General features: G+C 71.9%; 22 protein-coding genes. 10 read left to right on the top strand and 12 right to left on the bottom strand.

Translation table 11 applies throughout. The features are described 5' to 3' along the window. Positions 1–44: 44 nt before the first annotated feature. Positions 45–1355 carry a ribosome small subunit-dependent GTPase A gene (gene rsgA, locus KGA66_RS12550; protein WP_211467976.1) on the top strand — a complete coding sequence of 437 codons (1311 nt, stop codon included), beginning with the start codon at positions 45–47 and terminating at the stop codon, positions 1353–1355. A gap of 172 nt (positions 1356–1527) precedes the next feature. Beyond that, a complete protein-coding gene (locus tag KGA66_RS12545) occupies positions 1528–3081 on the top strand; it encodes a globin domain-containing protein (RefSeq protein ID WP_211467974.1) in 1554 nt (517 codons plus the stop codon). Here KGA66_RS12545 and KGA66_RS12540 read toward each other — a convergent pair. From KGA66_RS12540 to paaA, 5 genes are read right to left on the bottom strand one after another with little or no spacing between them, the layout of a single operon-like run. Then, positions 2985–4079, bottom strand: coding sequence for a 2Fe-2S iron-sulfur cluster-binding protein (locus tag KGA66_RS12540; protein ID WP_211467972.1), 1095 nt, complete (start codon positions 4077–4079; stop codon positions 2985–2987). The genes KGA66_RS12545 and KGA66_RS12540 overlap by 97 nt on opposite strands. A gap of 30 nt (positions 4080–4109) precedes the next feature. Further along, positions 4110–4685: a 1,2-phenylacetyl-CoA epoxidase subunit PaaD gene (gene paaD / locus KGA66_RS12535; RefSeq protein ID WP_211467970.1), complete on the bottom strand. Its 576-nt coding sequence runs from the start codon at positions 4683–4685 to the stop codon at positions 4110–4112. A 5-nt stretch (positions 4686–4690) separates the two neighbouring features. Beyond that, positions 4691–5488, bottom strand: coding sequence for a 1,2-phenylacetyl-CoA epoxidase subunit PaaC (gene paaC / locus KGA66_RS12530; protein ID WP_312886883.1), 798 nt, complete (start codon positions 5486–5488; stop codon positions 4691–4693). Next, the gene (gene paaB, locus KGA66_RS12525; protein ID WP_211467968.1) at positions 5485–5820 is read right to left on the bottom strand and encodes a 1,2-phenylacetyl-CoA epoxidase subunit PaaB; all 336 of its coding nucleotides are present in this window, start codon (positions 5818–5820) and stop codon (positions 5485–5487) included. The genes paaC and paaB overlap by 4 nt, the downstream gene beginning before the upstream one ends. After that, positions 5817–6800: a 1,2-phenylacetyl-CoA epoxidase subunit PaaA gene (gene paaA, locus KGA66_RS12520; RefSeq protein WP_211467966.1), complete on the bottom strand. Its 984-nt coding sequence runs from the start codon at positions 6798–6800 to the stop codon at positions 5817–5819. The genes paaB and paaA overlap by 4 nt, the downstream gene beginning before the upstream one ends. Before the next feature lie 249 nt (positions 6801–7049). Between paaA and hisN the strand changes: the two genes are divergently transcribed. Both hisN and KGA66_RS12510 read left to right on the top strand, forming a co-directional pair. Then, complete coding sequence (gene hisN, locus KGA66_RS12515) at positions 7050–7844, top strand: histidinol-phosphatase (protein WP_211467964.1); 795 nt, start codon at positions 7050–7052, stop codon at positions 7842–7844. Between the two features lie 3 nt (positions 7845–7847). Continuing rightward, positions 7848–8654 carry a DedA family protein gene (locus KGA66_RS12510; protein WP_211467962.1) on the top strand — a complete coding sequence of 269 codons (807 nt, stop codon included), beginning with the start codon at positions 7848–7850 and terminating at the stop codon, positions 8652–8654. Between the two features lie 68 nt (positions 8655–8722). Here KGA66_RS12510 and KGA66_RS12505 read toward each other — a convergent pair whose 3' ends face one another. Continuing rightward, positions 8723–9619 carry a hypothetical protein gene (locus tag KGA66_RS12505; RefSeq protein WP_211467960.1) on the bottom strand — a complete coding sequence of 299 codons (897 nt, stop codon included), beginning with the start codon at positions 9617–9619 and terminating at the stop codon, positions 8723–8725. 408 nt (positions 9620–10027) lie between these two features. Here KGA66_RS12505 and KGA66_RS12500 point away from each other — a divergent pair, with 408 nt between their 5' ends. From KGA66_RS12500 to KGA66_RS12490, 3 genes are all read left to right on the top strand, one after another. Then, positions 10028–10828, top strand: a complete 801-nt coding sequence (locus KGA66_RS12500) for a maleylpyruvate isomerase family mycothiol-dependent enzyme (protein ID WP_211467958.1) — start codon at positions 10028–10030, stop codon at positions 10826–10828. A gap of 514 nt (positions 10829–11342) precedes the next feature. Next, positions 11343–12644 (top strand): M16 family metallopeptidase, encoded by a 1302-nt coding sequence (locus tag KGA66_RS12495; protein WP_246507642.1) that lies wholly within the window; start codon positions 11343–11345, stop codon positions 12642–12644. Between the two features lie 5 nt (positions 12645–12649). Beyond that, entirely contained in the window at positions 12650–14023 is a 1374-nt protein-coding gene (locus KGA66_RS12490) for a M16 family metallopeptidase (protein WP_211467954.1), read from the top strand. 134 nt (positions 14024–14157) lie between these two features. Here KGA66_RS12490 and KGA66_RS12485 read toward each other — a convergent pair whose 3' ends face one another. Next, the gene (locus KGA66_RS12485; RefSeq protein WP_211467952.1) at positions 14158–14301 is read right to left on the bottom strand and encodes a hypothetical protein; all 144 of its coding nucleotides are present in this window, start codon (positions 14299–14301) and stop codon (positions 14158–14160) included. 115 nt (positions 14302–14416) lie between these two features. Then, positions 14417–16192, bottom strand: coding sequence for an NAD(P)/FAD-dependent oxidoreductase (locus tag KGA66_RS12480; protein WP_211467950.1), 1776 nt, complete (start codon positions 16190–16192; stop codon positions 14417–14419). Positions 16193–16399: 207 nt separating this feature from the next. Between KGA66_RS12480 and KGA66_RS12475 the strand changes: the two genes are divergently transcribed. Further along, positions 16400–16765: a hypothetical protein gene (locus tag KGA66_RS12475; RefSeq protein ID WP_211467947.1), complete on the top strand. Its 366-nt coding sequence runs from the start codon at positions 16400–16402 to the stop codon at positions 16763–16765. Positions 16766–16845: 80 nt separating this feature from the next. Here KGA66_RS12475 and KGA66_RS12470 read toward each other — a convergent pair whose 3' ends face one another. Continuing rightward, the gene (locus tag KGA66_RS12470) at positions 16846–17937 is read right to left on the bottom strand and encodes an LLM class F420-dependent oxidoreductase (protein ID WP_211467945.1); all 1092 of its coding nucleotides are present in this window, start codon (positions 17935–17937) and stop codon (positions 16846–16848) included. Positions 17938–18186: 249 nt separating this feature from the next. Here KGA66_RS12470 and KGA66_RS31565 point away from each other — a divergent pair, with 249 nt between their 5' ends. Further along, positions 18187–19797 carry a Rieske 2Fe-2S domain-containing protein gene (locus KGA66_RS31565; protein WP_211467943.1) on the top strand — a complete coding sequence of 537 codons (1611 nt, stop codon included), beginning with the start codon at positions 18187–18189 and terminating at the stop codon, positions 19795–19797. Positions 19798–19984: 187 nt separating this feature from the next. Beyond that, the gene (locus tag KGA66_RS12460) at positions 19985–22672 is read left to right on the top strand and encodes a hypothetical protein (protein ID WP_211467941.1); all 2688 of its coding nucleotides are present in this window, start codon (positions 19985–19987) and stop codon (positions 22670–22672) included. Positions 22673–22737: 65 nt separating this feature from the next. Here KGA66_RS12460 and KGA66_RS12455 read toward each other — a convergent pair whose 3' ends face one another. From KGA66_RS12455 to KGA66_RS12445, 3 genes are all read right to left on the bottom strand, one after another. After that, complete coding sequence (locus KGA66_RS12455; RefSeq protein WP_211467939.1) at positions 22738–23808, bottom strand: alpha-ketoacid dehydrogenase subunit beta; 1071 nt, start codon at positions 23806–23808, stop codon at positions 22738–22740. Continuing rightward, entirely contained in the window at positions 23808–24971 is a 1164-nt protein-coding gene (locus tag KGA66_RS12450; protein WP_211467937.1) for a thiamine pyrophosphate-dependent enzyme, read from the bottom strand. Before KGA66_RS12450 ends, KGA66_RS12455 begins: the two co-directional genes overlap by 1 nt. A gap of 122 nt (positions 24972–25093) precedes the next feature. Then, entirely contained in the window at positions 25094–25735 is a 642-nt protein-coding gene (locus KGA66_RS12445) for a TetR/AcrR family transcriptional regulator (protein WP_312886882.1), read from the bottom strand. Between the last annotated feature and the right edge of the window lie 10 nt (positions 25736–25745).

The raw sequence follows: 25745 nt of genomic DNA, 5'->3' as shown, positions 1-25745 counted from the left end.
CGGCCCGCGCCGGTGCGGCGCGGGCCGCTGAAGGTGGTCGCCGCATGGTGAGGCAAGGGCGCGACTTCGACGAGGACGACGTCAGGATCCGGGCGAACCCCCGCGGATCGCGTCCTCGCTCCCGGCTGCGGCCCGGCCACCTGGACGCCGCGGAGGCCATGGTCCTCGCGGTCGACCGCGGCCGCTACACCTGCCTGATCGACCTCGACACGGTGCACGAAACCGATTCCGAAGGCGCGAACCCGGACGGCTCGCCGCGCGGCCACCGCGAGCGGACGCGCCGGTCCCGCCGGGATCCCGGCCGCGTTTCGCAGGCGGGAACGCGCGAAGTGGTCGCGATGAAAGCCCGGGAGCTGGGCCGCAAGGGCGTCGTGGTCGGCGATCGCGTCTCGCTCGTCGGCGAGCTGCGCGGCGGCCCGGACGCGCTGGCCCGGGTGGTCCGAGTGCACCCGCGCGAACACGTGCTGCGGCGCACCGCCGACGACACCGACCCGGTCGAGCGGATCATCGTCGCCAACGCGGACCAACTCGTCATCGTCACCGCGCTCGCCGATCCCGAACCGCGGCCGCGCATGATCGACCGCTGTCTCGTCGCGGCCTACGACGCCGGCTTGTCGCCGCTGCTGTGCCTTACCAAGGCCGACCTCGCGGACCCCGCGCCGCTGCTGGCGGCGTATTCGGCGCTCGGCGTGCCGGCCATAGTGACCCAGCACGGCGGGAGCCTGCGGCCGCTGCACGAGGCGCTGGCGGGTCGGGTCAGTGTCCTGGTCGGACACTCGGGTGTCGGCAAATCGACGCTCGTCAACGCGCTCGTGCCGGATGCCGACCGGGCCATCGGGCACGTCAACGACGTCACCGGACGCGGTCGGCACACCTCCACCTCGGCGGTGGCGCTGCGGCTGCCCGAGTACTCGCCGACGCGAACCGAGCCGGCGCCGCGGGACGACGCCGGGTCCGACGGCCCGTCGCGCCGCGCCCGCAGTGCGTCAGCGGGCGAGCACGGACCGTGGACGCAACCCATACTGTTCGACGACGAGGAGCTGGAAGAGCTTCGCGAACACCGGCCGCACGCGCCGTACGGCGGCTGGGTGGTCGACACGCCCGGGGTGCGCTCGTTCGGCCTGGCGCACGTGAGCCCGGACCGGGTCATGCAGGCTTTCCCGGATCTGGCCGCGGTGATCGCGCAGTGCCCGCGCGGCTGCACCCATGCCGCGGACGCTCCGGACTGCGCGCTGGACGAGTGGCTTTCCGGGCTGCCGCAGGGCTCGACGGAACACACCGGGGCGACGGCGCGGGTGGATTCGGTCCGCCGGCTGCTGATCGCGCTGACCGACCGTTCCGACGGCGCTTACTGACCAGCCGCGCCGACACGCGGCGCTGGACGTGCCCCCTGGCGCCACGTCATCCGATCGGGCGACGGACTTCCACCGGACATCCACCTTAGGTGACTTTTCCGTGGCATAGCGTGAGGTTCCCGCCGGTCGATCGCGACCGCGGTCCCGATTGCGAGCCGAGGAGCCAGTGGGCATGAACCTCGATGCGCGGCTTATCCAGCAGTCCTTCGCCCTGGTCGACGGTCAGGCGCAGGAGGTCACCGGCCACTTCTACGCACTGCTGTTCCTGGAGAACCCGGCGCTGCGGGACATGTTCCCGCCGATGATGGACGGCCATCGCGACCGGTTGTTCGCGGCGCTGGCCCAGGCCGTGCGCGAGGCCGACCGGCCGCAGGAACTCGTGGAACACCTGCGACTGCTCGGCCGGGACCACCGCAGGTTCGGGGTTCGGCCGGAGCACTACGAACTGCTCACCCGGTGCCTGCTGGCCGCGATGAAGCGCTTCGCCGGCCCGGCCTGGACCCCGCGGATGGATGCCGCGTGGCTGGCCGCCTTCGAGTTCGCCGTGCGGACGATGATCGGCGCGGCTCAGGAGGCCGCCAAGAGTACCCCCGCCTTCTGGACCGGCCGCGTGGTGGCGCACCGCAGGGTCGGCGCCTCGCTGGCGCTGGTGACGCTGGAGACCGACCATCCCTATCCGTTCCGTCCCGGCCAGGCGGCCACGATCGAGACGCTGCGCTGGCCGCGCGTGTGGCGCCCGTATTCGATCGCGAACGCGCCGCGCCCCGACGGTCGGCTGATTTTTCACGTGCGCGCGGTGGACGGCGGCTGGGTCTCGTCCGCGCTGGTGAACCACACGCGCGTCGGCGACACGATGCGGCTGGGCGCAGCGGTCGGCGCGATGGTCTGCGACCCGGTCTCGTATCGGGACATAGTGCTGGCCGGCGGCGGTACCGGGATCGCGCCGATCCTGGCTATGGCGGAGGATCTGACGCGCTGGAACACGAAGCGGCGGGTCACCGTCTACTACGGCGTGCGCAAGGCCGACGAACTGTACGCGCTGGAGATGCTGGAGGCGCTGCGATCGAATGCTCCGTGGTTGACTATCGTGCCCTGCGTTTCGCACGATCCCGGTTTTCCGGGCGAGCACGGGCTGTTGCCGGACGTGCTCGCGAGACACGGCACGCAGCGGTTCGACTGGGCTGAGCACGATGTCTACGTGTCGGGCCCGGCGATGATGGTGCGCGCCACTCTCGCGCGACTGGCCTGCCTGAACGTACCGGAAGAGCGCATCCTCTTCGATGCCTGTGATGGCGCCGACCGGACCGGGGAGATCCGGAGCTGTCGCACTCAGCGCCGCACGACGAATCAGGGTTCACTGCTTCAAGGCACGGCCGCTCAGGGTTCGACGCTTCAAAGCACGGCCGCTCAGGGTTCGACGCTCCAGAGCACGGCCGATCAGGGCTCGACGGCCCAGAGCGCTGCGGCCCGGAGCCTCGGGCCCGGGCCGAAGATCCGCAAGGTGCCGTCGTCCGCGCAGGCGCCGGTACTCCCCGCGCTTCCCATCCTCCCGGACGGCGAGCCCCCGCCGCAGCCCCAGCCGCTGCCGCAGCGCCAGCCGAACCCGCAGCGTGCGGCCCAGAACCGGCGTCAGGCGTCGAAGTCGAGCTCGACCTGCGCCGAGGTGGGCAGCGACTGGCAGGTCAGCACGAAGCCGCCGCTCTTCTCCTCCGGTTCCAGGGCGTAGTCGCGGGCCGTCTCGACGCTGCCGGAGCGCAGTTTCGCGCGGCAGGTCCCGCACACGCCGTCAGTGCACGCATACGGCACGTCCGGCCGCTCGCGCATGATCGCGGCGAGCAGGCTTTCGTCGCCGACGCGCAGTTCACAGCGTGTCGTGCGGCCACCCAGCGTCACCGTGATCCCGGTGACCGCCGGCCCCTCGCCGCGATCGGCCGCCACAGTCAGCGCCGTGTGTTTGTGGGCCGTGCCGCTGTCGAAAAGCTCGAATCTGACATGGGCGGCGCCGCGTTCGGACAACACCGCGCGGCAGTCGTCGACCATGCCGATCGGCCCGCACAGGTAGTACGCGTCCCCGGGCTCGGCGTCGATCGCGTCGAGCAGCAGCGGCAGCTTCTCGCGGTCTATCCGGCCGGTCAGCAGCGGCGAGCCGTGGTCCTCGCGGGAGAGCACGTGCAGCACCTCGAAGCGCGGCCCGTAACGGTCTTTCAGGTCCGCCAGCTCGTCGAGGAACATCACGTCCGCGCCGGTGCGGTTGCCGTAGAGCAAGGCGGCGCTGCTGTCCGGGTTCGTACGCAACGCCTCCTGCAGGATCGCGAGCACCGGGGTGATTCCGCTGCCGGCGGCGATCGCGATGACGCGCACGCGACCGGACTGCAACTCGCCGGGCTGGGCGTGGAAACCGCCGACCGGCGTCAGCACGTCGAGCTGCTCCCCCGGCCCCAGCTTGCGCACGGCATAGTCGGCGAATCCGCCGGGCCCGTGCCGCTTGACCGCGATGGCGAGCCGGGAGGGCGGTCCGTCCGGCGGCGGAGGCGCGCAGATCGAGTAAGACCGGCGCAGCTGTTCGCCGCCGCCGTCGGTGCGATAGCGGATGGTCAGGTGCTGGCCCGCGGTGTACCGGTAATCCTCGCGCAACGGCTCGGGGATCGCGAGCACGATGCACACGGCGTCCGCGGTCAGCTGTTCGACGGCCTCGACGGGGAGCCGGTGGAACTGCACGGTCATCGGCGCGCCCTCATCCGCTTGCTCTCGTCATCAGCGCAGCCTCACCGGAGAGGACTTGATCGCGGGGAACGGCTCCAGGCACGCGGTGCAGCGGCGCAGTTCCTGGCAGGGCGCGGGGCCGAAGGCGCTGAGTCGTTCGGTCTGCGCCGCGCCGCAGCGCGGACACGGCACCTCGGCGCGCACGCCTCCCAACTCGACGAAGACCGGAACCGGCGTGTGGCCGGCCGGTCGCATCCGCGGCGGCGGCGCGACGCCCTCCGCGGCGAGCTTGGCCCGGCCGGTGGCCGAGATCCGCTCCGGTGTCCACGGCGGGTCGAAGCGCAGCACGACGGCGACCGAGCGCCAGCCGGCGTCCAGGAGCGCGTTCTCGACGTCCCGCTGGATCACCTCGGTCGCCGGGCAGCCGAGGTAGGTCGGTGTCAGCTCGACGCGAACCGACCGGGTGTATCCGTCCTCGTGTACCGCGGCGACGACGCCGAGGTCGCCGAGCGTGACGTACGGCAGCTCGGGATCGGGGACGGCGCAGACGACGGCGCGCGCGTCGAGCTGTTGCGCGCTGCGCGCGTCTCCGCCTCGGCCTTCGAGTCCGTGTTCGTCTTCGTGCATGGCGATCACCAGGCGGCGCCCGGATGCGCGCGGTGAACCGACTGCATCTCGGCGAGCAGGTAGCCGAGAGCCTCGGTGTGCAGACCGCGGCGGCCTCCCCCCGGCCGCCAGGTGGTCGTGGGCGCTACGCCGAGTGTCGCGCGGGCCAGGACCGATTCGACCTGCTCGCTCCATTCGGCGTGCAGCACGGCCGGATCGGCTGCCACGCCTTCCGCCGCCAGAGCACCGACCAGTTCGTCGGACGAGAAGAGCTCGGCGGTGTAGGGCCAAAGCTGCGCGACGGCCGCCGCGGCGCGGTCGTGGCTCTCCTCGGTGCCGTCGCCGAGCCGGACGGCCCAGCCGGCCGCGTACTCGACGTGGTATTCGACCTCGGTCAGCGCCTTGCCGGCGAACGCGGCCAGAGCCGTGTCGGCGCTGCCGGCCAGTGCCCGGTAGAGCGCCCGCTGGTACACCGAGAAGAACAGCAGCCTGATGACGGTGTGCCCGAAATCGCCGTTGGGAAGCTCGGTGATCAGGGCATTGCGGTAGTCGCGCTCGCCACGGCGGAACGCGAGCAGGTTCTCGTCCTGCGCGGTGGACTGCCCGGCGAAGCCGAGCAGGAAGCGCGCCTGGCCCAGCAGGTCCAGCGCGATGTTGGCGAGCGCGACCTCCTCCTCCAGGTCGGGGGCGCGGGTCAGCCACTCGGTGAGCCGGTGCGAGAGCACCAGCGCGTCGTCGCCGAGCCGCAGCGCGTACTCCTCCACCGGTTTCTCCACCGGGCGGAAACCCTGTGTGTGCGTGTCCTGGGCCAGGCCGCGGTTCACAGGTTCTTCACCCCTTCGGGCAGCTGGTAGAAGGTGGGGTGCCGGTATGTCTTGTCCGCGGCCGGGGCGAAGTAAGGGTCCTTCTCATCGGGGCTGGTGGCGCTGATCGCGCCGCCGGGAACGACCCAGATGGAGACGCCCTCGCCGCGCCGGGTGTAAAGATCGCGGGCGCGGCGCAGCGCGAGCTGCGCGTCCGCGGCGTGCACCGAGCCGACGTGCTGGTGCGAAAGACCGCGGCGGGGGCGCACGAAGACCTCCCACACGGTGCCGGCCGGCGCAGCGCTTGTCCGCGCGGCGCCGCTCGCCGCCGGAGTCGGGTCGGCCGCACTCATTCGATCTCCCTGCCGTCCTCACCGCGGTGCCCGTGCTTTTCCGCGTACGCGGCGGCCGCGGCGCGTACCCATGCCCCGTCCTCGTGGGCGGATACCCGCCGGGCGATGCGCTGCCGGTTGCACGGGCCGTTTCCGGCGAGCACAGCCTCGAATTCGGACCAGTCGATCGGCCCGCAGTCGTAATGCCCGGTTTCAGCATTCCACGCCAGCCGCGGGTCCGGAAGCGTGAGACCGAGCACTTCGGCCTGCGGCACGGTGAGATCCACGAAACGCTGGCGTAGTTCGTCGTTGCCGTGCCGCTTGATCTTCCAGTGCGTCGAGCGGGCGGTGTGCGCGGAGGCGCTGTCGGGCGGCCCGAACATCATCAGCGAGGGCCACCACCAGCGGTCGACCGCGTCCTGGGCCATCGCGTGTTGCTCCGGGGTGCCGTGCGCCAGGGTGTACAGCGACTCGTAGCCCTGACGCTGGTGGAACGACTCCTCCTTGCAGATGCGCACCATGGCGCGGGCGTAGGGCCCGTACGAGCAGCGGGTCAGCGGGATCTGGTTCACGATGGCGGCGCCGTCCACGAGCCATCCGATCGCGCCGACGTCGGCCCAGGTCAGCGTCGGGTAGTTGAAGATCGACGAGTACCGTTGCCGGCCGTTGTGCAGCGCGTCGAGCAGTTCCTCGCGCGTGACACCGAGGGTCTCGGCAGCGGAGTAGAGGTAGAGCCCATGGCCGGCCTCGTCCTGCACCTTCGCCAGCAGGATCGCCTTGCGCCGCAGCGAGGGCGCGCGCGTCAGCCAGTTGCCCTCCGGCTGCATGCCGATGATCTCGGAGTGCGCGTGCTGCGCGATCTGCCGGATCAGCGTCGCGCGGTACGCCTCCGGCATCCAGTCGCGCGGCTCGATCCGCTCGTCGGCGGCCAGCAGCGCCTCGAAGCCTGCCTCCAGGTCGAGCGGGACGTCCGTCCGTCCCTGAGCAACGCGCTCCTGCATCACGGCCACTATGGCGCACCTCCCGACCGAACGTTCGGTTTCAGTCTTGCCGCTGCGCCCATGCCCGTCAACAGCGCCCGCGTTCGAGTAGCCGCGCGCCGGCGGGCCGTCCGGCTCCGGCGCGTCCATCGACGGCGCGCCCGGCGACAACCCACGGCCCGCCCGGCGGCAGCGCGTCCGGCAACCGCCGCGGGGCGGACCCGGCGCCCGCGACAGCCGCTCGGGCCACCGAACCGGTAGGTTGGGTGCGTGACGGGCTACGACGACGACCTGAGGCTGGCGCACGTCCTCGCGGACCAAGCCGACTCGCTGACCATGCAGCGGTTCAAGGCGCTGGACCTCAAGGTCGAGACCAAGCCGGACCTCACCCCGGTCAGCGACGCGGACAAGGCGACCGAGGAGTTGCTGCGCACGACGCTGAGCCGGTCTCGCCCGCGCGACGCGGTGCTCGGGGAAGAATACGGCGACACCCCCGGCAACAGCGGCAGCAGCCGGCGGCGGTGGGTGATCGACCCGATCGACGGAACGAAGAACTACGTGCGCGGCGTGCCGGTGTGGGCCACCCTGATCGCGCTCATGGAGGGGCCGGCGCCCGTGGTCGGCGTCGTGTCCGCGCCCGCGCTGGGCCGGCGCTGGTGGGCGTCGCAGTCCGGGGGCGCCTACAGCGGCCGCTCGCTGTCCTCGGCCACACGCCTGGCCGTGTCGAAGGTCAAGGCCCTTGAGGACGCCTCGTTCGCCTACTCCTCGGTGATCTCGTGGGAGGAGGACGGCAAGCTCGACGACTTCCTGACGCTGTCGCGTGCCTGCTGGCGCACCCGCGCCTACGGGGACTTCTGGTCGCACATGATGGTCGCCGAGGGCTGCGTGGACCTGGCCGCCGAACCCGAGGTCTCGCTGTGGGACATGGCGGCCGTCGCGATCATCGTCACCGAGGCCGGGGGCCGCTTCACCTCCACCGACGGCGACCCCTCGCCCGCCGCCGGCTCCGCCTGCACCTCCAACGGCCTGCTGCACGACGCGCTGCTGGCGCACCTGGGGGACTGACGGATGGTCAGCTGGCTGGTCGATCAGCTTCTCAAGCTCAACCCGTGGATAGCGCTCAGCCTGGTGTTCCTGCTGCCGGCGCTGGAGGCTTCGGTCTTCCTCGGCTTCGTGCTGCCCGGCGAGACCGCGGTGGTCGTCGGGGGGTTCCTCGCCTACGAGGGCAAGGTCCCGCTGTGGGCGGTGTTCGTGGCCGCGATCGCCGGGGCGATCATCGGCGACTCGGTCGGGTACGAGGTCGGCCGGAAGTGGGGAGACGCGCTGCTGAACAAAGCGCCGAAGCGCTTCGTCAAGCCGGCGCACATCCAGCAGAGCAAAGACCTGATCAACCGGCTCGGCGGACGCGCCGTGTTCACCGGCCGCTGGACCGCGGTGCTGCGCGCGCTGGTGCCGAGCCTGTGCGGCACGGCGCGCATGCGTTACCGCACCTTCCTGCACTGGAACGCGCTCGGCGGTATGACGTGGGCAACCGCGTTCATCCTTATCGGCTATCTTGCGGGCACGGCCTGGCAACGCATCGAGCACTACACCAACGTGGTCAGCTACGCGTTGTTCGGCGTGGTGATCGTCGCAGTCGCAGGGTTCGTCTTCTGGAGCAAGCGCCGGCAGAAGCAGCGGGACGCCGAGACCGAGGCCAAGATCGCTGCCGGGAGCGGCGGCGCCGCGTCCGCCGCGACGAACGGACCTGACGGCCCTTCGACGCGCGGCGGGAACGGCGCCGCCCGGCGCGAGGGCGAGGACGGCGAAGGCCGCGAATCAACCGCCGACCAGCAGCAGGACCGCTCGGTCACCGGTTCGAGCGATCGGCGTTAGGCCGGCATTCGGCCGGCGTTCGGCCCTGTTTGAGATGTATCGCCGGGGCCGCGGAGCCTGACCCCCGGCTACGCCCCGGGACGTTCGGCCGCTTCGTTGGACGTCTGCGGGAACACGTGCGTCGCGTGGTCCGCGGACTTGGCCTCGACCAGTTCGCCGTACTTGGACAGCGCGAGCGCGCCGCCGACGGCCAGCACGAAGCCGGCCACCCCGAGCGGCGCGAAGCCGCGGCGGGCGGTGTCGCCGAGCGCGATCAGGCCCACCAGCGCGGGAATCGTCGTCTCGCCGACCACCAGCGCCGCGGTGGTGGCGGTCACCGAGCCGCGTTGCAGCGCCCCGGCGAAGAACATGAACCCGGTCACCGAGGCGATCACGGCCGCGTAGGCCGCCGGGTCGGTCACCAGCCGGTGCAGGGCGAGCGACGGAATCACCCGCACCGCGATCCCGAAGCAGCCGAACAGAAAACCGGCCAGCGCGCCGAGGACCGCGGGATGCACCTGCTTGAACACGTTCGCCACCACGATCGCCGACGCGGCCAGCGCCGCCGCCGCGATCAGCAGGCCGTAGCGCGCGCCGAGGTCGAACCCGCGCCTGCCCTCCGGCCCCGAGGCCAGGCACAGCAGCACCAACCCGAAGATCACGGCGGTCACCGCGAGCTTGTCCCGGCGCTCCATCCGGGCGTGCAACAGCAGGACCGCGGCCACGGCGGTCACCGCGAGGTTCGTGTTGACCAGGGCCTGCACGGTGAACAGGGTCAGATTCCGCAGCGCGATCAGGTTGAAGCACAGACCGATGCCGTCCAGTCCGGTGCCGACGAGGAAGGGCAGCGAACCGAGGACGCGCACCAGCAGCCGCGGGTCGATCTGCTCGCTGCGTTCGACCCGCCGGGCCCCGACGGCCTGGAGCACGGAGGCGATGCCGTAACACAGCGATGCCGCCAGCGCAGCCGCCAGGTCCCACCCCACCGGAACCCTCCTTAACTCACGCCTGTATCCGGGCCTTGCCGTCGCGGCGGGCAGCCGCGTCGGCGAACATGAAGATCACCTGAACCGTCTATCCACCCTAGGGGAGAGCGGGCCGCGAACATACCGCCCACGCAGGGCCTCTTGGGCCGCCACGTCGTTCCCCACGATGCCCCGGTGAACGACGAGACGGAAGTCACGTGGCGTTCAGCGCCTGTTGGCCTCAAGCTTTAAGGAATACCGGTTGGAAGGCATGCTCGGCGCCCGCCGGGGGGACAACCAGCCTTACCACCCTTTCGCGCCGAAACCCGGCCCAGTGCGGGGCCACAGTAAGCAGAACCGTCGACGATGCCGTGCGAGGGCGTCGCCGTACCCGCGTCACCCAGCACGAATGATCCAAAGGAGCCTCCGGTGCCCACCCTCGCCCCGTCGCCCCGCCGTCGGACCATCCGCAACGAGACCGCGATCGAACTGCTGGACGGCGAGATCCGGCGCATCGCAGAGCTGATCGCCGACACCTCACCCGCCGCCCCCATCCCGGGCTGCGACCGGGACCTGGCCGACCTCACCGAGCACGTGGCGCTCGTCCACAAGTGGGCGGCCACGATCGTCGAGAGCCTCACCCCGCGGCGCATCGAACAGCGCAGCATCGAGGTCCAAGTGCCGGCCGACTGGTCCGCCGTGCCGGCGTGGTTCTCCCGCAACGGCGCCGAACTGGTCGCCGTGCTGCGCGCCGCCGACCCCGACGCGCCCGTGTACTCGTGGGGCGCGGACCAGCACGTGGGCTTCTGGATTCGCCGGATGCTGCACGAGACGACGATCCACCGCACGGACGTTGAGGCGTGCACCGGTGTCGCCGGCCGGATCGAACCCGCGGTGGCCGTGGACGCGGTCGACGAACTGCTCGACATCCTGCCGTTCGCCGATTTCTTCCGCCCCAACGTACGCGACCTGCACGGCGACGGTGAGACGATCCACCTGCACGCCACCGACCTCGACGGCACCGACCTGCGCGGCGAGTGGCTGATCACGCTGGAGCCGGAGGGCTTCCGCTACTCGCACGCGCATGTCAAGGGCGCGGCGGCCGTACGCGGCACGGCGCAGGACCTGGCCCTGTTCGCCTACGGGCGGCGCAAGGTCGGCGATCCGCAACTCGACGTGATCGGCGACCTGTCGCTGCTCGCGCACTGGTCCTCCAAGTCCGCGATCTAGGCGAAGGTCTCTGGTGTCCCGCGCGGTTTGAGAAGCAGCGCCGGACAGGGCCGCGGCGTCTGGCGCTCCAGTGACCCCCTCCGGCGCTCCAGGCCCACACGCGACCGCGCACAGCTGGTCTCAGGCCTCTGACAGTATACGCCGACGTGCGTTCCGGCGGGCGGCTGTTTCCGCCCGCCGGCCACCGCGGCCGGTCACCGCGCAGCCCGCGGGCGAATCCGGCCGGCCCGGCGAAGGGTGCGAGCGGCCGCCCCCGGCTCTCGCGCCGCGGTAGACCCGCGGGACCTTATGCTGAGCTGACACGGCCCAAGCGACCCGTGCGGACACCGCCGCGGGCACACCGCGGCGCGGTCGGCCGACGGGCAGGCGGGCCTCAGCGACCTTTGGAAGGGGGATCCGGGTGGCGAACTCGGCACACACGGCCACCGCCGGCACGACCGCGACCGAGACAGGCCAGGCCGCGAGAGCCGGCGGGTTCGGCTGGCCGGTAGAGCAGTTCTCCCTCGACAACGGGCTGCGCGTCGTCGTGTGCCCGGACCGTTCCGCGCCGATCGCCGCGGTGAACCTCTGGTACGACGTGGGATCCCGGCACGAGCCGCCCGGCAAGCACGGCTTCGCGCACTTGTTCGAGCACCTGATGTTCGAGGGTTCCGCGCAGGTCGGCAAGGGCGAGCACTTCGGCGTGCTGCAGGCGGTAGGCGGCTCCGCGATCAATGCGACGACCAGCTCCGACCGCACCAACTACTTCCAGACCGTGCCGTCCGTGGCCCTGGCCACCGCGCTGTGGCTGGAGGCGGACCGGATGGGCGCGCTCGCGCTTACCCAGGAGACGCTGGACAACCAGCGCGAGGTGGTCAAGAACGAGCGCAGGCAGCGTTACGACAACGTGCCCTACGGCCGCTGGTACGAAATGCTGGGCGAGCTGGCATACCCGCAGGGCCACCCGTATCACCACTCGACCATCGGTTCGATGGCGGAGCTGGACGGCGCGCAGCTGTGCGATTTCACGGCCTTCTACGAGTCCTACTACTCCCCCGACAACGCGGTGCTCACCGTCGTCGGCGACACTTCGGCGCGGGAGGTGCGCGAGCTGGCCGAGCGGTACTTCGGCGCGCTGGCGCCCCGGCCGCGTCCGCAGCTGCCGCCGGTCGAGCCGCTGCCCGCCGCCCTGGGCGTCTCGCAGCGGGTCGAGACCGCCGAGCCGGTCCCGCTGCCGCGGGTCTTCTTCGCGTTCCGCTCGACCCGCTTCGCCGAGCCGGGATCGGCGGCCGAGGACGTGCTCAGCGTGGTGCTCGGCCGGGGCCGCGGCAGCAGGCTGTTTCGCGAACTGGTCACCGAGCGGCGGCTGGCCCAGGCCGAGGGCGGTTACCTCGGCAGCTGGCAGCGGGCCTGGCACGCGTCGCTGATCACCGGCATGGCCACGCCGCGCGAAGGGGTGCCGCTCGCGAGGCTGGAGGCTGCATTCTTCGAGGTCTGCGAACAGGTCGCGCAGGACGGGGTCACCGAGGACGAACTCGCCCGCGCCCGCTCGATGCTGACCGCGGACTGGTCGCGGGACCTGGCCACCGTCGGTTCGCGGGCCGACCAGTTGGGAAAGCACGCCACGCTCTTCGGCGACGCGCTCAAGATCGCCGACCGGCTGCCGGAACTGCTCGCGGTGGACGCGGCGCAGGTGCGGCAGGCCGCGGCGCGGGTGTTCGCCCCGGACAACCGGATCACGCTGGCCTACTTGCCCGCTGATTCAGGGCACGATGATGGAGTGGACGGTGCCGCGGCCGGCGGCGCCGTGGCCGGCACGACGAACGTGGAGGGCTGAGAGCCGTGACGAAGACCTCGACGACGCCGGCCGGCAACGCGGTCTCTGCCTCGCTCGCGCCGCGTCCCGACATAGTGCCCCCGCGTCCGTATGTCTTCCCCGAGGTACGTACCGGCACCGTGGGTTCGGGCCGAATCCTCGCCGCGCATCTGCCCGGCCAGCCGATCGCCTGGCTGTCCGTGCTGCTCGACGGCGGCGCGCTGCGGGAGCCCGCCGGGCTGGAAGGGCTGGCCAGGGCCACCGCGGGGCTGCTGGACGAGGGCACGCTCAAGCGCAGCGCGGACGAGTTCGGCACGGCTGTCGAATCGCTGGGCGGCAACTGGTCGGTGGACACGGGCTGGGAGACGGTGCGGCTCTCGCTCGACCTGCCGGTGCGTGAGGCGGCCGCGGGCGCGGACCTGCTGGCCGAGGCGGTGCGCACGCCCGCGTTCGGCGACACGGACGTCGAGCGGTACCTCGCCGACCTGGTGGCGTCCAAGCGCGAGTCCTTCGCCAGGCCCGGTCCGCGCGCCCAGGCGGCGCTGCGCTCGGCGCTGTACGGCAGCGAGACCCGCTTCGGCCTGCTGGCCGGAGGCGACCCGGAGTCGGTCGCGGCGCTCGACGCGGAAGCGGTGCGCGCGTTCCACGCGACCTGGTTGCGGCACGCCGGGACGCTGCTGATCGCGGGCGACCTCGACCGGCTCGACGTGGAGGCGCTGGGGCGCGCGGTGTTCGGCGACTTCCCGGCCTCCGGCGCGGCCCGGCCCGAGGCACCGGTCCCGCTTTCCTCGCCACGGCGGCTGGCGGTCGCGGACCGGGCCGGCGCGGTGCAGTCCACGCTGCGCATCGGCCACCCGACGGTGACCCGGTCGAAGGCGGCGGAGCACGGCATCGACGTGGTGGCGCTGCGACTCGGGTCGACGATCCTCGGCGGGTCGTTCACCTCGCGGCTCAACCACGAACTGCGCGAGGTGAAGGGGTATACCTACGGCGCGCACGCGGGCTTCGACTTCGGGCGGCCGGTCGGCCTGTTCTCGTTCGCCGCCGAGGTGCGCACGGACGCGACCGCCGACGCGGTCGCGGACACGCTGCGCGTCATCGGCGAGTACGTCGACGGCGGCGCGACGGCTCAGGAGATTGAGAAGACCAGGGCATACCTCGCGGGCGCGACCCCGATCGGCCTGCAGACCGTGGGCGCGGTCGGCGCGCGACTGGTGGAGATGGTGCGTCACGGCCTGCCCGCGGACTATGTGACGACCGAGCACGCGCGGCTGCTTGACGTCACGCCGGACGAGGTCAACGCGGCGGTGCGCGCGGCGCTGCACCCGGATCGCCTCGTGGTCGCCGTGGAGGGAGACTTCGAAGTCGTCGGCGCGAGCCTGGAGGCGCTCGGGTTGTAACCGCTCGGGTTGTGACGGCGAAGCCCGGCCGGGCTGCCGGCCGCCGGCGCCCCTGCGCTGCCTGGCCGAAGCGGACCTTTTGACGGCGACCGCATCGCCGTGGCGTGGCGTGGCGCGCTGCGGCGGGTCGCGCGTCAGGTCAGATGCCCAGTCAGCTCGGTCACGATGGCGTCGAATGCGCCGAGCATCAGTGACAGGTGGCCTTCGCCGGGTTCGAGGTGGGCGGTCGCGCCGGGTATGCGGCGCGCCAGCCAGCCGCCGTGGCCGGGTGGCGCCATCCGGTCCTCAGAGGATGTCCGCTCGACCGGCCACGAGGTAGTCCAGCACCCGTCCCTCGGCCAGCTCCAGGAGGGTCATGCCGGAAAGACCATCCAGGCAGCGCTCCGCCGGCTGTCAGCCTTCTTCCACGTCCTCATCCACGTCCACGTTCGCCTCGTCCTCATCCATGTCCCCGTCGCCCTCCGCGTCCACACCCCAGAGCGTGTCAAGGTACTGGTTGACCGCGGCCACCGCGACCGCGCCCTGGCCGACCGCGGAGGCGATGCGCTTGACCGATCCGGCGCGCACGTCGCCCGCCGCGAAGACCCCCGGGACCGAGGTCTCGGACAGCAGCGGCAGGCGCTCCAGCGGCCAGGACATCGGCAGCCGCTCCGGCCGCAGGGTGACCTCCGTGTCCGTGAGCACGAACCCGAACTCGTCGCGGGCGACCACGCCCGCCGCCCACTCCGAGAGCGGCACCATCCCGATCAGGACGTAGAGGCTGCTGGCCGGGCGGACCTCGGACGCGCCGCTGTGGGTGTCCAGGAGAACCACCTTCTCCAGCCGGCCGTAACCGCGCAGCTCGCCGACCTCGGCCCCGCAGCGCACGCTGACGCGCTCGTGCGCCTCGATCGCGCGCGCGTACTTCCGGGACAGCGCCGCCTGCCGGAGGCTGGACTCGCGCACGACGAGGGTGACCCGGCGGGCGCACTCGGCGAATCTGAGCGCTGCGACGGCGGCCGAATTCCCGGATCCGACCACGATCACGTCCTCGTCCGCGGCCGCCCTGGCCTCCGACGCCGAAGCTCCGTAGTAGACCCCTGCGTTAAGCAGTTCCTTCGCGCCGGGCACCTCCAGTCGCTTCCAGGACATGCCGGTCGCGATCAGGACCGCCCGGCCGACCACCGCCTTGCCGTCGTCCAGCAGGACCCGGTGCGCGCCGCGCAGCGGCAACAGCCCGGTGGCGACCTTCGCGCTGCACCACTCCACGCCCAGTCGCTTGGCCTGCGCCAGCGCCCGGTGCGCGAAGTCGGCGCCGCTGAGCCCGGCCGGAAAGCCCAGATAGTCCTCCACCCGGCTGGTCACCCCGGCCTGGCCGCCCGGGCAGTCGTCCTCGACCACCACCACCGACATGCCTTCGCAGGCCCCGTACACGGCCGCGGCCAGCCCGGCCGGGCCGCCCCCGACCACCACCAGGTCGTAGCGGTCCCGGGCGGCCTCCTGGGTCAGCCCGAGCGCCGAGGCCAGCTCCGCGACGGTCGGGTCGTAGAGCGCCCGTCCGTCGTCGAAGAGCACTGTGGTGGGCGCGGGGTTCGGCAGATTCAGATCGCGGGCCAGCGCGTGCGCCTCGGGGTTGTCGGACAGGTCGAACCAGGCGAACGGCACCAGGCTGCGCGCCAGGTAGTCGCGCACCACGTGCGACTTGGGCGCGAAGCGGTGCCCGAGCACGGTGACCCCGACCTGGGCCGCGCAGTGCTGGGCGAACCAGTCGGTCAGCAGATCGTCGACGATCGGCAGCAGCCGATCCCACGCCGGCTCGGCGGCCAGCACCAGGTAGCGGTCCAGCTGCGACTGGTTGATCGCCTGGAGCGCAGAGTCGGCCTGGTCCATCGTGGTCAACAGCACGCGGCGGGTCGACGGGGAGGCCAGCCCGAGATGCCCGAACAACTCGGTGGCGGAACCGTCCGGCAGGCGGTGCGCGCTGATCACCAGGCTGATCGCGGTGCCCTCCGCGGTGAGGTAGTTCAGCACGTCGGACGCCTCGCGCACGCTGCCCGCCCCGATCACCCGGCTGTTGACGCCCAGGTGCCGACGCAGCGTCTCCACGAGCTCGTCGCGCTGCACCGGGTCCGGACCCACCAGCAGCACCGTCGCCGTGCGGGCAGTGGAGCCGTGCGTGGTTTCGGTCATCGTCACCAGCCTCCCTAGGCTCCCGCGCCGGATTTCCGCCGCGGGACACTCGTGCGTGGGACGAACTACCGCGAACCTAACGCCGACGGTGGCGTGGCGCACTCCGAATGACGCCAACGGGCTACACGTGTGCGGCCCGGTGGCGTGGGCACCATCCGGGTACGGCGGTCGCGCCGGCGGAACTCGCACGCTGAGAAGAGGGCACCGATGAGCGACCTGAGCACGCAGGTTCAGGCCCTGTCCGACGGAGCGGCCACCAGCCTTATCATCGCCTTCGGCGCGGGCGGCTCGTTCGTACTCGTACTCGCTCTCACGCTGCTGACCATCCGCCGGTCTGAACGCAAGGCGGCCCACGAACGAGAGCTGGCGACGGTCGGCGGCGGCAACGGCCGGGACGCTTACCCGCCGCAGCCTTACTCGCCGAACGAGCCGCGCAGCCATCGTCCTTACTCGCGGCCGTACCGGATCCCGCGTCAGGACACCGGCCACGCCCCCACCAACGGATCGAGGCCGACCGGCTCGACGGGCACCGGTATCCCGACGACGCCCTGGCCGCCGCAGGAGGACGACTGAGGCGAGATGAGCCGAGCCGTCCTACCGGTGACCGCTCAAGGAGCGCCCAAGGAACACTCAATGATCAAGGAGCGATGCGGTCACTCGGCCGCGAGCGCCGTCAATGCCTCGGCGTTGTGCGGAATGAGAAGCACGTCGTCGACGCCCACCGCGCGGTACTCCCCCAACGCCGCCAGTACCGTCGCGACCGAGCCGACCGCTGCCACCGAGTCCAGCATCTCCGGAGGCGCCGCCGCGACGACCGAACGCACATGCGCTCCGGAGCGGGCGAGACGGACCACCTCGCCGAAGCCGGCCTCGGTGAACATTCCCGCGAAACCCGCCGCCCGCACATAAGGCATCAGGGCGCGCAGCATGTCGCGACGTGTGTCTTCCTCCGGATCGACCGCGACGGGCACCCACACGGCGAGACGAGGCGCCTGCCGGCCGGCGCGCTCCGCCGCCAGCTGGATGCGTCCGCGCAGCCGCGCCAGATGCTCGACCGTCCCTATCGGCACGACGAGCCGATCGGCGCGCGCGACCGCCACCTCGGTCAGCTCCGCTCCGAAAGCCAGGACGCTGAGATCCGCGTTCGAGGGCGGCAGCGCGCAGACGAATCCGCGGGTGCGCACCAGCGCGCCGGTGAAGTCCACCGGCATGCCCGCCAGCAGCCCGCTGTCCCGGCGCGGACCGCGCAGCACGGAGGCGGACTCCGCGACGACCGTCGCCGGCACCCCACGCGCGCGCCCGTGCCACTCCTCCACCACCGCGGAGGTGGAGGCGGCCAGTGCCACGCCCACCGAGCGGCCGGTGAGCGCCGCGACCGAAGCCGCGCCGCGCGCGATGGTCACCGGGTCGCGCACACCGGCCGGCAGCGGCCCGAGGCAGAGCGCGGCGGGCCCGCTGCCGAGCGCCGCGCCCAGGGCGAACGCGTCGTGGCCCGTGGCCTCGCCGACCATGACCTCGCCGAACCCGAGTTCGTCGGCCAGGCGGGCGATGCGCAACTCCTGCGCCGGGTCGCCGTCCGCGCGGGCCCCGACCAGGACGCCGAGCTGCGCGGGAGTGGGGGCGGGAGACGGCGCCGGGCGTTCGGCCACCCGGGCCGGCCGGGCACGCCGCGGCGGCACGGGGGCGACGACCGCCGGGCCGGGGGCCGCGCCGCGCCGCGCCGCCTCCTGCGGGGCGCCGCTCACCGATCCGCCGTCCTCCCCAGCGACATAGCACTTGCGACTGCCAAGGTTCAAGATCCGAAAATCGCGGCGCGTACTCGTGACCGGCCACGTGTGATCCAGCTGCGCAAACCGTAGCGGTTCCGCGGCCGATGGCGGAAGGTCGCCGGGTCCGTGTCGGCCGCTTCACCTCCGGTCGGATAGGTTAGACGGGTCGCGCGGGCCGCGCTCGCGCACTACGAGCCATGACGCGGACACGAGGAGTTCCAGCCCGTGCGTATCACCTCGATCGGCCACGCCGGCCTGCTGCTGGAGACTGCTGCCGGGCGGATCGTGTGCGACCCCTGGTTCACCCCGGCCTACTTCGGCTCGTGGGTGCCGTTCCCCGACAACACCGGGATCGATCCGCAGCTGCTCGGCTCAGCCGATTACCTGTACGTCTCGCACCTGCACCGCGACCACTTCGATCCGGACTGGCTGCGCCGGCACATGTCGAAGGACACCACCGTACTGCTGCCGGACTTCCCGGTGCCGGACCTGCGCGACGCGCTGGAGGACCTGGGTTTCAAGCACTTCGTGCAGACCCGCAACAACCAGGTCACCGAGCTCGACGGGCTGCGGATCCTGATCAACGCGCTGGTCTCGCCGACCGACGGGCCGCTCGGGGACTCCGGCCTCGCCGTCGACGACGGCAGCGTGCGCATCTACAACCAGAACGACTCGCGCCCCGTCGAGGCCGGGCCGATCGAGCAGTTCGGGCCGCTGCACGGCCACTTCCTCCAGTACTCCGGCGCGATCTGGTACCCGATGGTGTACGACTTCCCCGACCGGATGCGGGAGACGGTCGGCAGGCGCAAGCGGCGCAACGGGATGGCGCGCGCGCTGAAGTACATGGAGCAGTACCGCGCCGCCCACGCGTTCCCGTTCGCGGGTCCGCCGTGCTTCCTGGACGACGATCTGTTCCACCTCAACGACCTGGACCGGGACGAGACGAACGTCTTCCCGGACCAGTTCGTGTTCCTGGAGTACCTGGCCGAGCAGGGCCGGGACAACGCGCACCTGTTCCTGACCGGCACGACGGTGGAACTGACCGAGGACGGCGGCTGCGCCGTGGAGCAGATCCCCGACAGCGAGATCGCGCGGATCCGCGACGACCGGCAGGCGTATCTGCTCTCTTACAAGGCCGAGGTGCAGCCGGTGATCGACGAGATCAAGGCGGCGCTGCCGACGGACCGCTCGGACCTGGTCGGGCAGCTCAAGGCGTGGGTGCAGCCGCTGATCGAGACCGCCGAGCACACCTGCGCCGGACTCAACGGCCGCATCCTGCTGGAGGTGGCGGCGGTCGACGGCGCGGCGGACGAGCTGATCGTCTTCGACTTCCTGGACCGGCGGATCGACCCGTACGCCGGCGAGGAGTGCCGCTACCGCTTCCGGGTGGCGCGGCCGCTGATCGAGCACCTGGTGCGCCGCCGCGAACAGGACTGGGTCAATGAACTGTTCCTCTCCTGCCGCTTCGAGGCATCGCGTAAGGGTCCGTACAACGAGTACGTGTACACCTTCTTCAAGTGCCTTTCCGTGGAGCGGATGACCTACGTCGAGGGCTACTACGCCGAGACCTCCGGGGTCGAGGATTACGCGCGGGTGGACGGATACGTGGTGCAGCGGCACTGCCCGCACCTGAAGGCCGACCTGGTGCGCTTCGGCACGGTGCGAGACGGCGTGCTGACCTGCCACCTGCACGGCTGGGAGTTCGATCTGGCCACCGGCCGCTGCCTGAACAGCGACGACCGCAAGCTGCTCAGTCGTCCGTGCCGTCAGGGCGAGGACGCCGACGCCGCCCAGGACGCCGGATACCCGCAGATCACGGCGCCGACGCTGGACTGACGCCGGGTGCAGGCCCCCTGCCGCGACGCCCCGAATCTTCCCTCCGCGTATCCCCCGGTTCAGGTCGCACAGCCCTGCGGTGCTGTGCCATCCTGACAAGGTGTCGTCAAACCCCACAAGGGCCTGGCGGTGCATCAGGGGGCGGTGACGAACTCGACCGCGGCGGTCAAAAAAGGGGAGGCGCGCGTTGGCTGTGTCCGAGGCGTCCCAGAACTCTGGTACAGCGGCGCCACTGCCGCCGCACCGGGCACAGCGGCAACAGCGGCCCGAGCCGCCGCGGCTGCCGGCGCGAGGCCGCCGGCGTCCGGGAGCGCGGCTGCGGGAGCTGTGGACGCGCCGGCCGAACCTGTTCGCCTTCCTGCTGCTCGGCTCGCTCGTGCTGGGGCTCGCGGTCAGTTCGTGGAGCACCGGCTTCCACAGCGGCTTCTGGCCCAACTTCCTGCTCAACTCCGCCGGGGACCTGATCGGCGGCATGATCGTGCTCTTCCTCATCGAGCCGATCGTGCGGCAGGCGGCGGCCCAGCAGATCCGCCAGCACCCGCGGCTGGACTACGCCTGGTTCCTGCGCCGGGTCGGCGAGGCGCGCAAGCAGATCCGGATCCTGGACACCTTCTCCGGGCTCTTCTCCGGCGACCGTGACGCGGCCATCAGAGCGCTGCGCGACGCGGCGATCCAGGGCGCGGACATCAGAGTGCTGTTGATGAGCCCGAACACCGACGCCTCGGCGCTGCGGGAGTTCCAGCTGCGGCAGACCATACCGGGGCTGTGGATCAACGATCTGATCCAGGCGAACATCTCGGATTTCCGGCTGCTGGACGCGGCGATCCTCGCGGTCGGCAACGGGCTGCCGCACGGCCGGCTGGAGCTGCGCCTCTACACGGTCGCCGCGCCCTTCGCCCTCTACGGGTGGGACGACCGGGCGATGTTCGCGTTCCTGCCGCCGCACGCCTATTCGGACCACTCCACCCAGCTGGAGATCACCGACCAGTCGCAGCTGGGCCGGGAGGCGCTGGACCAGTTCGAGGCGATCTGGGCGGACGCCGCGCCGATCCCGCAACTGCTGCCGGTGCGGGTGGTGGACGAGCAGGCGACCCGGGACCTGCTGGTGCGCTTCGTGCACATCGACAACGCGACCTACCTGGTCTCCAAGCGCATCGACGCGGCGATCCACGCGAACCCGGCGCTGCGGGTGCGCTTCGGCGACCAGAGCACCGCGTTCCAGCCGGAGGCGATCTCGGCGGACGACCCGGTGGCGCGGGTGCTCGACCGCGAGTTCTACGCCAAGTACGCCCGCAGGCCCGACGCCGGCTTCCACCTGCTGCGGCCCGAAGCGGACATGAACGCCCCGACGGACCGCCCGCGCGAGTACGACACGCTGCCGGTCAGGACCCTGATGGACCTGATCGGGGACGCGGAGCGGGTCATCCGCATCCTGGACACCAGCTCCACCCTGATCGCCGAGGGCGGGACGCCGTTCGTGCGCACCGTGGAGCAGGCGCTGGAACGCGGGGTCAAGGTGCAGGTGCTGCTACTGGCCCCGACCACCCAGGCGGCGCAGGACCGGGCCGCGGAGATCCAGGACCCCGCCTTCGAGGCGCGGATCGAGGAGAACATCAGGCAACTGCGCCGGCTGGCCCGCAAGGCCCTCGCGGACGGCGTCGCGGCGGACCGGTTGGAGGTGCGGCTCTACGACCGGCTGCCGGAGTGCAGCGTGCACCAGGTGGACGACCGGATCATGGTCGCGTTCCTGCCCTACCAGCGGCGCACCTCGCGGGTGAAACACCTGGAGATCGGGCACGACGCCTCGCTGGGCCAGTTCGCGCAGCTTCAGTTCGAGTCCAAGTGGGCGGCCGCTCGGCCGCTGGAGGGCATGAAATACGCGGACCTGCGCAACGGTCAGGACGTCAAGCGGCTGCTGCTGCGCATATGGGAGGCCGCCGGCCCCGTGGTCGCGCCGGACGGCGGCGGCGCGCGGGGCGAGCGCAGCGGGTCCGCCTCGCTCTACCTGGCCTCCAACCGGATCGAGGGCATCCTGGCCGCCGCCGGGGTCGGCCCGGGGCCGGGCGAGGACTCGCACGTGCCTCAGGTGCGGCTCATCGTGGAGGGCCTGCCGGGGCAGGAGTACTGCCTGTCCGAACCGATCTTCCCGGACGCGCCCGAAGGCATTCTCGCGGCCGAGGCGTTCGCCGCCGTGTTCGGCGCCGCTCCCGACGCGCCGATCCGCCGGTTGGACCCGGTGGACGGGCAGGACGCGCAACGCCCGCGACGCGACGGCTACGAGGCGACCACGACCGTGTACTTCGCGCCTCTCCCGAGCCCCCGGCAGTGGATGCAAGGCCGGGTTCCGGCCGATGCGTCGGGTTCCCCGCGCTCCGACGCCGCCGAACCGACGGCCGCGCAGAGCGCCTCGGTCAGCATCTATCTGTGCGAGGAAGCGGCGCACGAGCAGGTCGAGCGCGCCGTCGACGAGGCTCTCAAGCACGCGGGGCTCGACGTCGTGGAACGCTCGGATCCGGTCATCGGATCGTGGTTTCGCCGGATGACGGCGGGCCGCGCCGCCGAGACGGCCGTCCACGCGCTGGAGAACCGCGTCGTCACCGCGCAGGACGCGCAGATCACCGCGCTGCTCCTGCAGAGCCTTCCGGCGGTGATCGCCTCGCTCCAGCCGTACAAGGACGCCGTGGTCCGGATCCAGGCGGTGCTCATCGTCAAGATCGACTGGGTCGTGGCGGTGCACCAGCTGTCCGCGGCGCAGCAGTACGCCCTCGATCACAAGCCCCAGCTCGCCACCTCGCCGCACGAGATCGTCTCGGCGCTGGCGCTGGCGGCCGACGGCCCGCTGCGGGACGAGCCGTCGACCCAGGAGATCGACTGATCCCCTCATCGCCTCGGAGGGCATTGCCGCCCGCGCGCCGGCGGTGGCGCGCGGGCGAGGTCACCTCACGCGGCCATGGCGCGTTCCACCGCGTCGAGCACGCGGTCGACGCTCGGCAGATGCCAGTGTTCGAGCTTCGGCGGCGGATAGGGGATGTCCAGGCCGGTGACGCGCAGAACCGGCGCCTCCAGCCGGTAGAAGCAGCGTTCGGACACCCGGGCCGCGATCTCGGCGCCGAAGCCCGCGAACCCGGCCGCCTCGTGCACCACGATCGCGCGGCCGGTGCGCTCGACGCTCGCCATGACCGTCGCGTCGTCGAACGGGACCAGGCTGCGCAGGTCGAGCACCTCGAGGTCATAGCCGAACCCGCGGGCGTGCTCGGCGCTCTCCAGCGCGATCGGCACGCTCTGCCCGTAAGCGATCAGCGTCAGGTCCCGGCCGGGCCTGCGGACCGCGGCGGTGCCGATCGGCCCGGTGGTCACCGGCAGCCGCACCCGGGACTTGGACCAGTACAACCGCTTCGGCTCGAAGAAGACCACCGGGTCCGGCGAGGCGATCGCGCTGCGCAACAGCCAGTAGGCGTCCTCGACGCTCGCCGGGGTCAGCACGTGGACGCCCGGGGTGTGCGCGATGTAGCCCTCTGAGGAGTCGCTGTGGTGCTCGACCCCGCCGATGCCGCCGCCATAAGGGATGCGAATCACCACGGGCGTCGGCAGCGCGCCGCGGGTACGGTTGCGCATCTTCGCCAGATGACTGACGAGCTGCTCGAAGGCCGGATAGGCGAAGGCGTCGAACTGCATCTCGACCACCGGCCGATAGCCGTACATGGCCATCCCGATCGCGGTACCCAGGATCGATGCCTCGGCCAGCGGGGTGTCGAAGCAGCGGCTCTCGCCGAAGCGCGCCGCCAAGCCGTCGGTGACGCGGAAGACGCCGCCGAGTTCCGCGACGTCCTCGCCGAAGACGACGACCCGCTCGTCGGCCGCCATCGCATCGGCCAGCGCCTGGTTGAGCGCCTTGGCCAGGGTCACCGCCGCGGGCGGGGTGGGCCCGGCCTGCGCGGCGCCGTCACGGCGGGCCGAAGACGCCGGCGGCCGTGCCGGCGCGGCGGCGGGGTGCGCGGTCGCCACGGACATCACGCCTCCCCGTGCGTCGGCGCGGACGAATCAGCGCTCTGCGCGGCGATCTCGGCCTCGACCATGGCCCGCTGGGCGCGCAGCTGCGGGGTCGGACCGGCGAATACGTGCTCGAACATATCGCCCGGATCGACGTGCGGCTCCTCGGCCAGCCGCTCGCGCATCGCGGCGGCGTATTTCGCGCCCTCCTCGCCGATGGCCGCGTCGAGACCCGCGTCGAGGCGGCCGGTCGCGGTCAGGTACCGGGCGAGCCGGTCGACCGGGTCCCGGGAAAGCCAGAGCTCTACCTCGCCCTGGTCGCGGTAGCGCGCCGCGTCGTCCGCGTTGGTGTGCGGCCGGATCCGGTAGGTCACCGCCTCGATCAGCGTAGGTCCGCCGCCGGCACGGGCGCGCTCCAGCGCCTCGTCGAGGACGTGCATCAGGGCTATGACGTCGTTGCCGTCGACGCGGACGCCCGGCATGCCGTACCCGGCGCCCTTGCCGGCCAGCGAGAGCGCGCGGGTCTGCTTGCGCAGCGGAACCGAGATCGCGTACTGGTTGTTCTGCACCAGGAACACCACCGGGGCCTGATACACGCCGGCGCTGTTGCACGCCTCGTGGAAGTCGCCCTCGCTGGTGGCCCCGTCGCCGAGCAGGCACAGCGCGACGACAGGGTCGCCGGCCATCTTGGCCGCCAGCGCCAGCCCGACCGCGTGCGGGGCCTGCGTCGCCAGCGGGGTGCACTGCGGGGCGGTGCGCCAGCGCTTCGGGTCGTACCCGCAGTGCCAGGAGCCGCGCAGCAGCGTCAGCGCCTCGACCGGGTCGATCCCGCGCACCGCGAGCGCGGCGGTGTCACGGTAGGTCGGGAAGAGCCAGTCCTGCGGCTGAAGGCACAGGGCCGCGGCGGCCTGGCACGCCTCCTGCCCGCGCGAGGAGGGGTAGACGGCCAGGTGGCCCTGCATCACCAGCGCGGTGGCCTCGGTGTCGAAGGCACGGGCCAGACGTAAGGACCGGTAGACGGCGAGCAGACGATCGGCGGCGAGCATCTCCGGGGCGGGGCGCAGTCCCCCCTCGACCGGCGCGCCGTGCTCGTCGAGGTAGCGCAGCGGGTCGGTGTCCCAGTACGAGGCGGCGGCCGCGGGGTTGCCGCGGGTTGCCGCCAGGGGAAGGTCGAGCAGCGTCATGGGTTCTCCACGGGGCCGGCACTCGGTTCCCGACCGAAGGTTCGGTTGGGTATACGGCCCCAGTCTGCGCGACACGCGCAATCGTGTCCACAGTGTGGGATGAAACCCCTCCAGAGGGGCGTTCAGGTGCGCGGCCGTGCGCGCAGGCCGTCGAAGACCAGGGCGGTTACCGCGTCCGCCAGCCCGGCTGCCTCGCCTCCGGCCGCGGCGCCGTTCGACTCGGCGGCGTCGCCGTGCGGCCGGTACCACTCGCAGATCGAGTTGACCATGCCGAAGACCAGCCGCGCGGTCAGCCGCGGGTCGAGGCCGGCGCGCAGATCGCCCTCCGCGACCGCCTCGGCGGCCAACTGGGCGACCCGGCGGTCGAACTCGCGGCGGCGCTCCAGCGCGTCGCGCTCCGCGTCGGTGTTGCCGCGCACCCGTAGCAGCAGGGTGACGTGCGGAAGCTTCTCGACCAGTTCCAGGCAGGTGCGCCGCACGACGTATTCGAGCCGGTCGGCCGCCCTGCCCTGGCGCGCGCCGCTCTCGCCGAGGATCGCGAACAGCCCGTCGAGCGCGCGGGTGACAGACAGCCGCAGCAACTCCTCCTTGCCGGAGACGTGGTGGTAGATGGAGGACTTGGTGATCCCGGCGGCCCTGGCCAGATCCTCCATCGACGTGCCGTCGTATCCGCGCACGTTGAACACGGAAACCGCCACGGACAGCAGCGACTCGACGCTGTGACTGTCCCGGCGGCCCGCCGCGGGAAGGGGGGACGCGCTCACCACGTGTGGC

The sequence above is a fragment of the Actinocrinis puniceicyclus genome (assembly GCF_018283645.1).
Lineage (GTDB): Bacteria > Actinomycetota > Actinomycetes > Streptomycetales > Catenulisporaceae > Actinocrinis > Actinocrinis puniceicyclus.
Note: the sequence above shows the minus strand (reverse complement) of the source record. Positions and strands in the feature narration are given on the sequence as shown.

What these genes read in the sequence shown, in the direction of transcription:
- KGA66_RS12480 (WP_211467950.1), bottom strand. Translation starts at nt 16,192, where the DNA reads ATGACCGAAACCACGCACGGCTCCACTGCCCGCACGGCGACGGTGCTG.
- paaB (WP_211467968.1), bottom strand. Translation starts at nt 5,820, where the DNA reads ATGAGTGCGGCCGACCCGACTCCGGCGGCGAGCGGCGCCGCGCGGACA.
- rsgA (WP_211467976.1), top strand. Translation starts at nt 45, where the DNA reads ATGGTGAGGCAAGGGCGCGACTTCGACGAGGACGACGTCAGGATCCGG.
- KGA66_RS12450 (WP_211467937.1), bottom strand. Translation starts at nt 24,971, where the DNA reads ATGACGCTGCTCGACCTTCCCCTGGCGGCAACCCGCGGCAACCCCGCG.
- KGA66_RS12455 (WP_211467939.1), bottom strand. Translation starts at nt 23,808, where the DNA reads ATGTCCGTGGCGACCGCGCACCCCGCCGCCGCGCCGGCACGGCCGCCG.
- paaA (WP_211467966.1), bottom strand. Translation starts at nt 6,800, where the DNA reads ATGCAGGAGCGCGTTGCTCAGGGACGGACGGACGTCCCGCTCGACCTG.
- KGA66_RS12475 (WP_211467947.1), top strand. Translation starts at nt 16,400, where the DNA reads ATGAGCGACCTGAGCACGCAGGTTCAGGCCCTGTCCGACGGAGCGGCC.
- paaD (WP_211467970.1), bottom strand. Translation starts at nt 4,685, where the DNA reads ATGCACGAAGACGAACACGGACTCGAAGGCCGAGGCGGAGACGCGCGC.
- KGA66_RS12540 (WP_211467972.1), bottom strand. Translation starts at nt 4,079, where the DNA reads ATGACCGTGCAGTTCCACCGGCTCCCCGTCGAGGCCGTCGAACAGCTG.
- KGA66_RS12545 (WP_211467974.1), top strand. Translation starts at nt 1,528, where the DNA reads ATGAACCTCGATGCGCGGCTTATCCAGCAGTCCTTCGCCCTGGTCGAC.
- KGA66_RS12510 (WP_211467962.1), top strand. Translation starts at nt 7,848, where the DNA reads ATGGTCAGCTGGCTGGTCGATCAGCTTCTCAAGCTCAACCCGTGGATA.
- KGA66_RS12485 (WP_211467952.1), bottom strand. Translation starts at nt 14,301, where the DNA reads ATGGCGCCACCCGGCCACGGCGGCTGGCTGGCGCGCCGCATACCCGGC.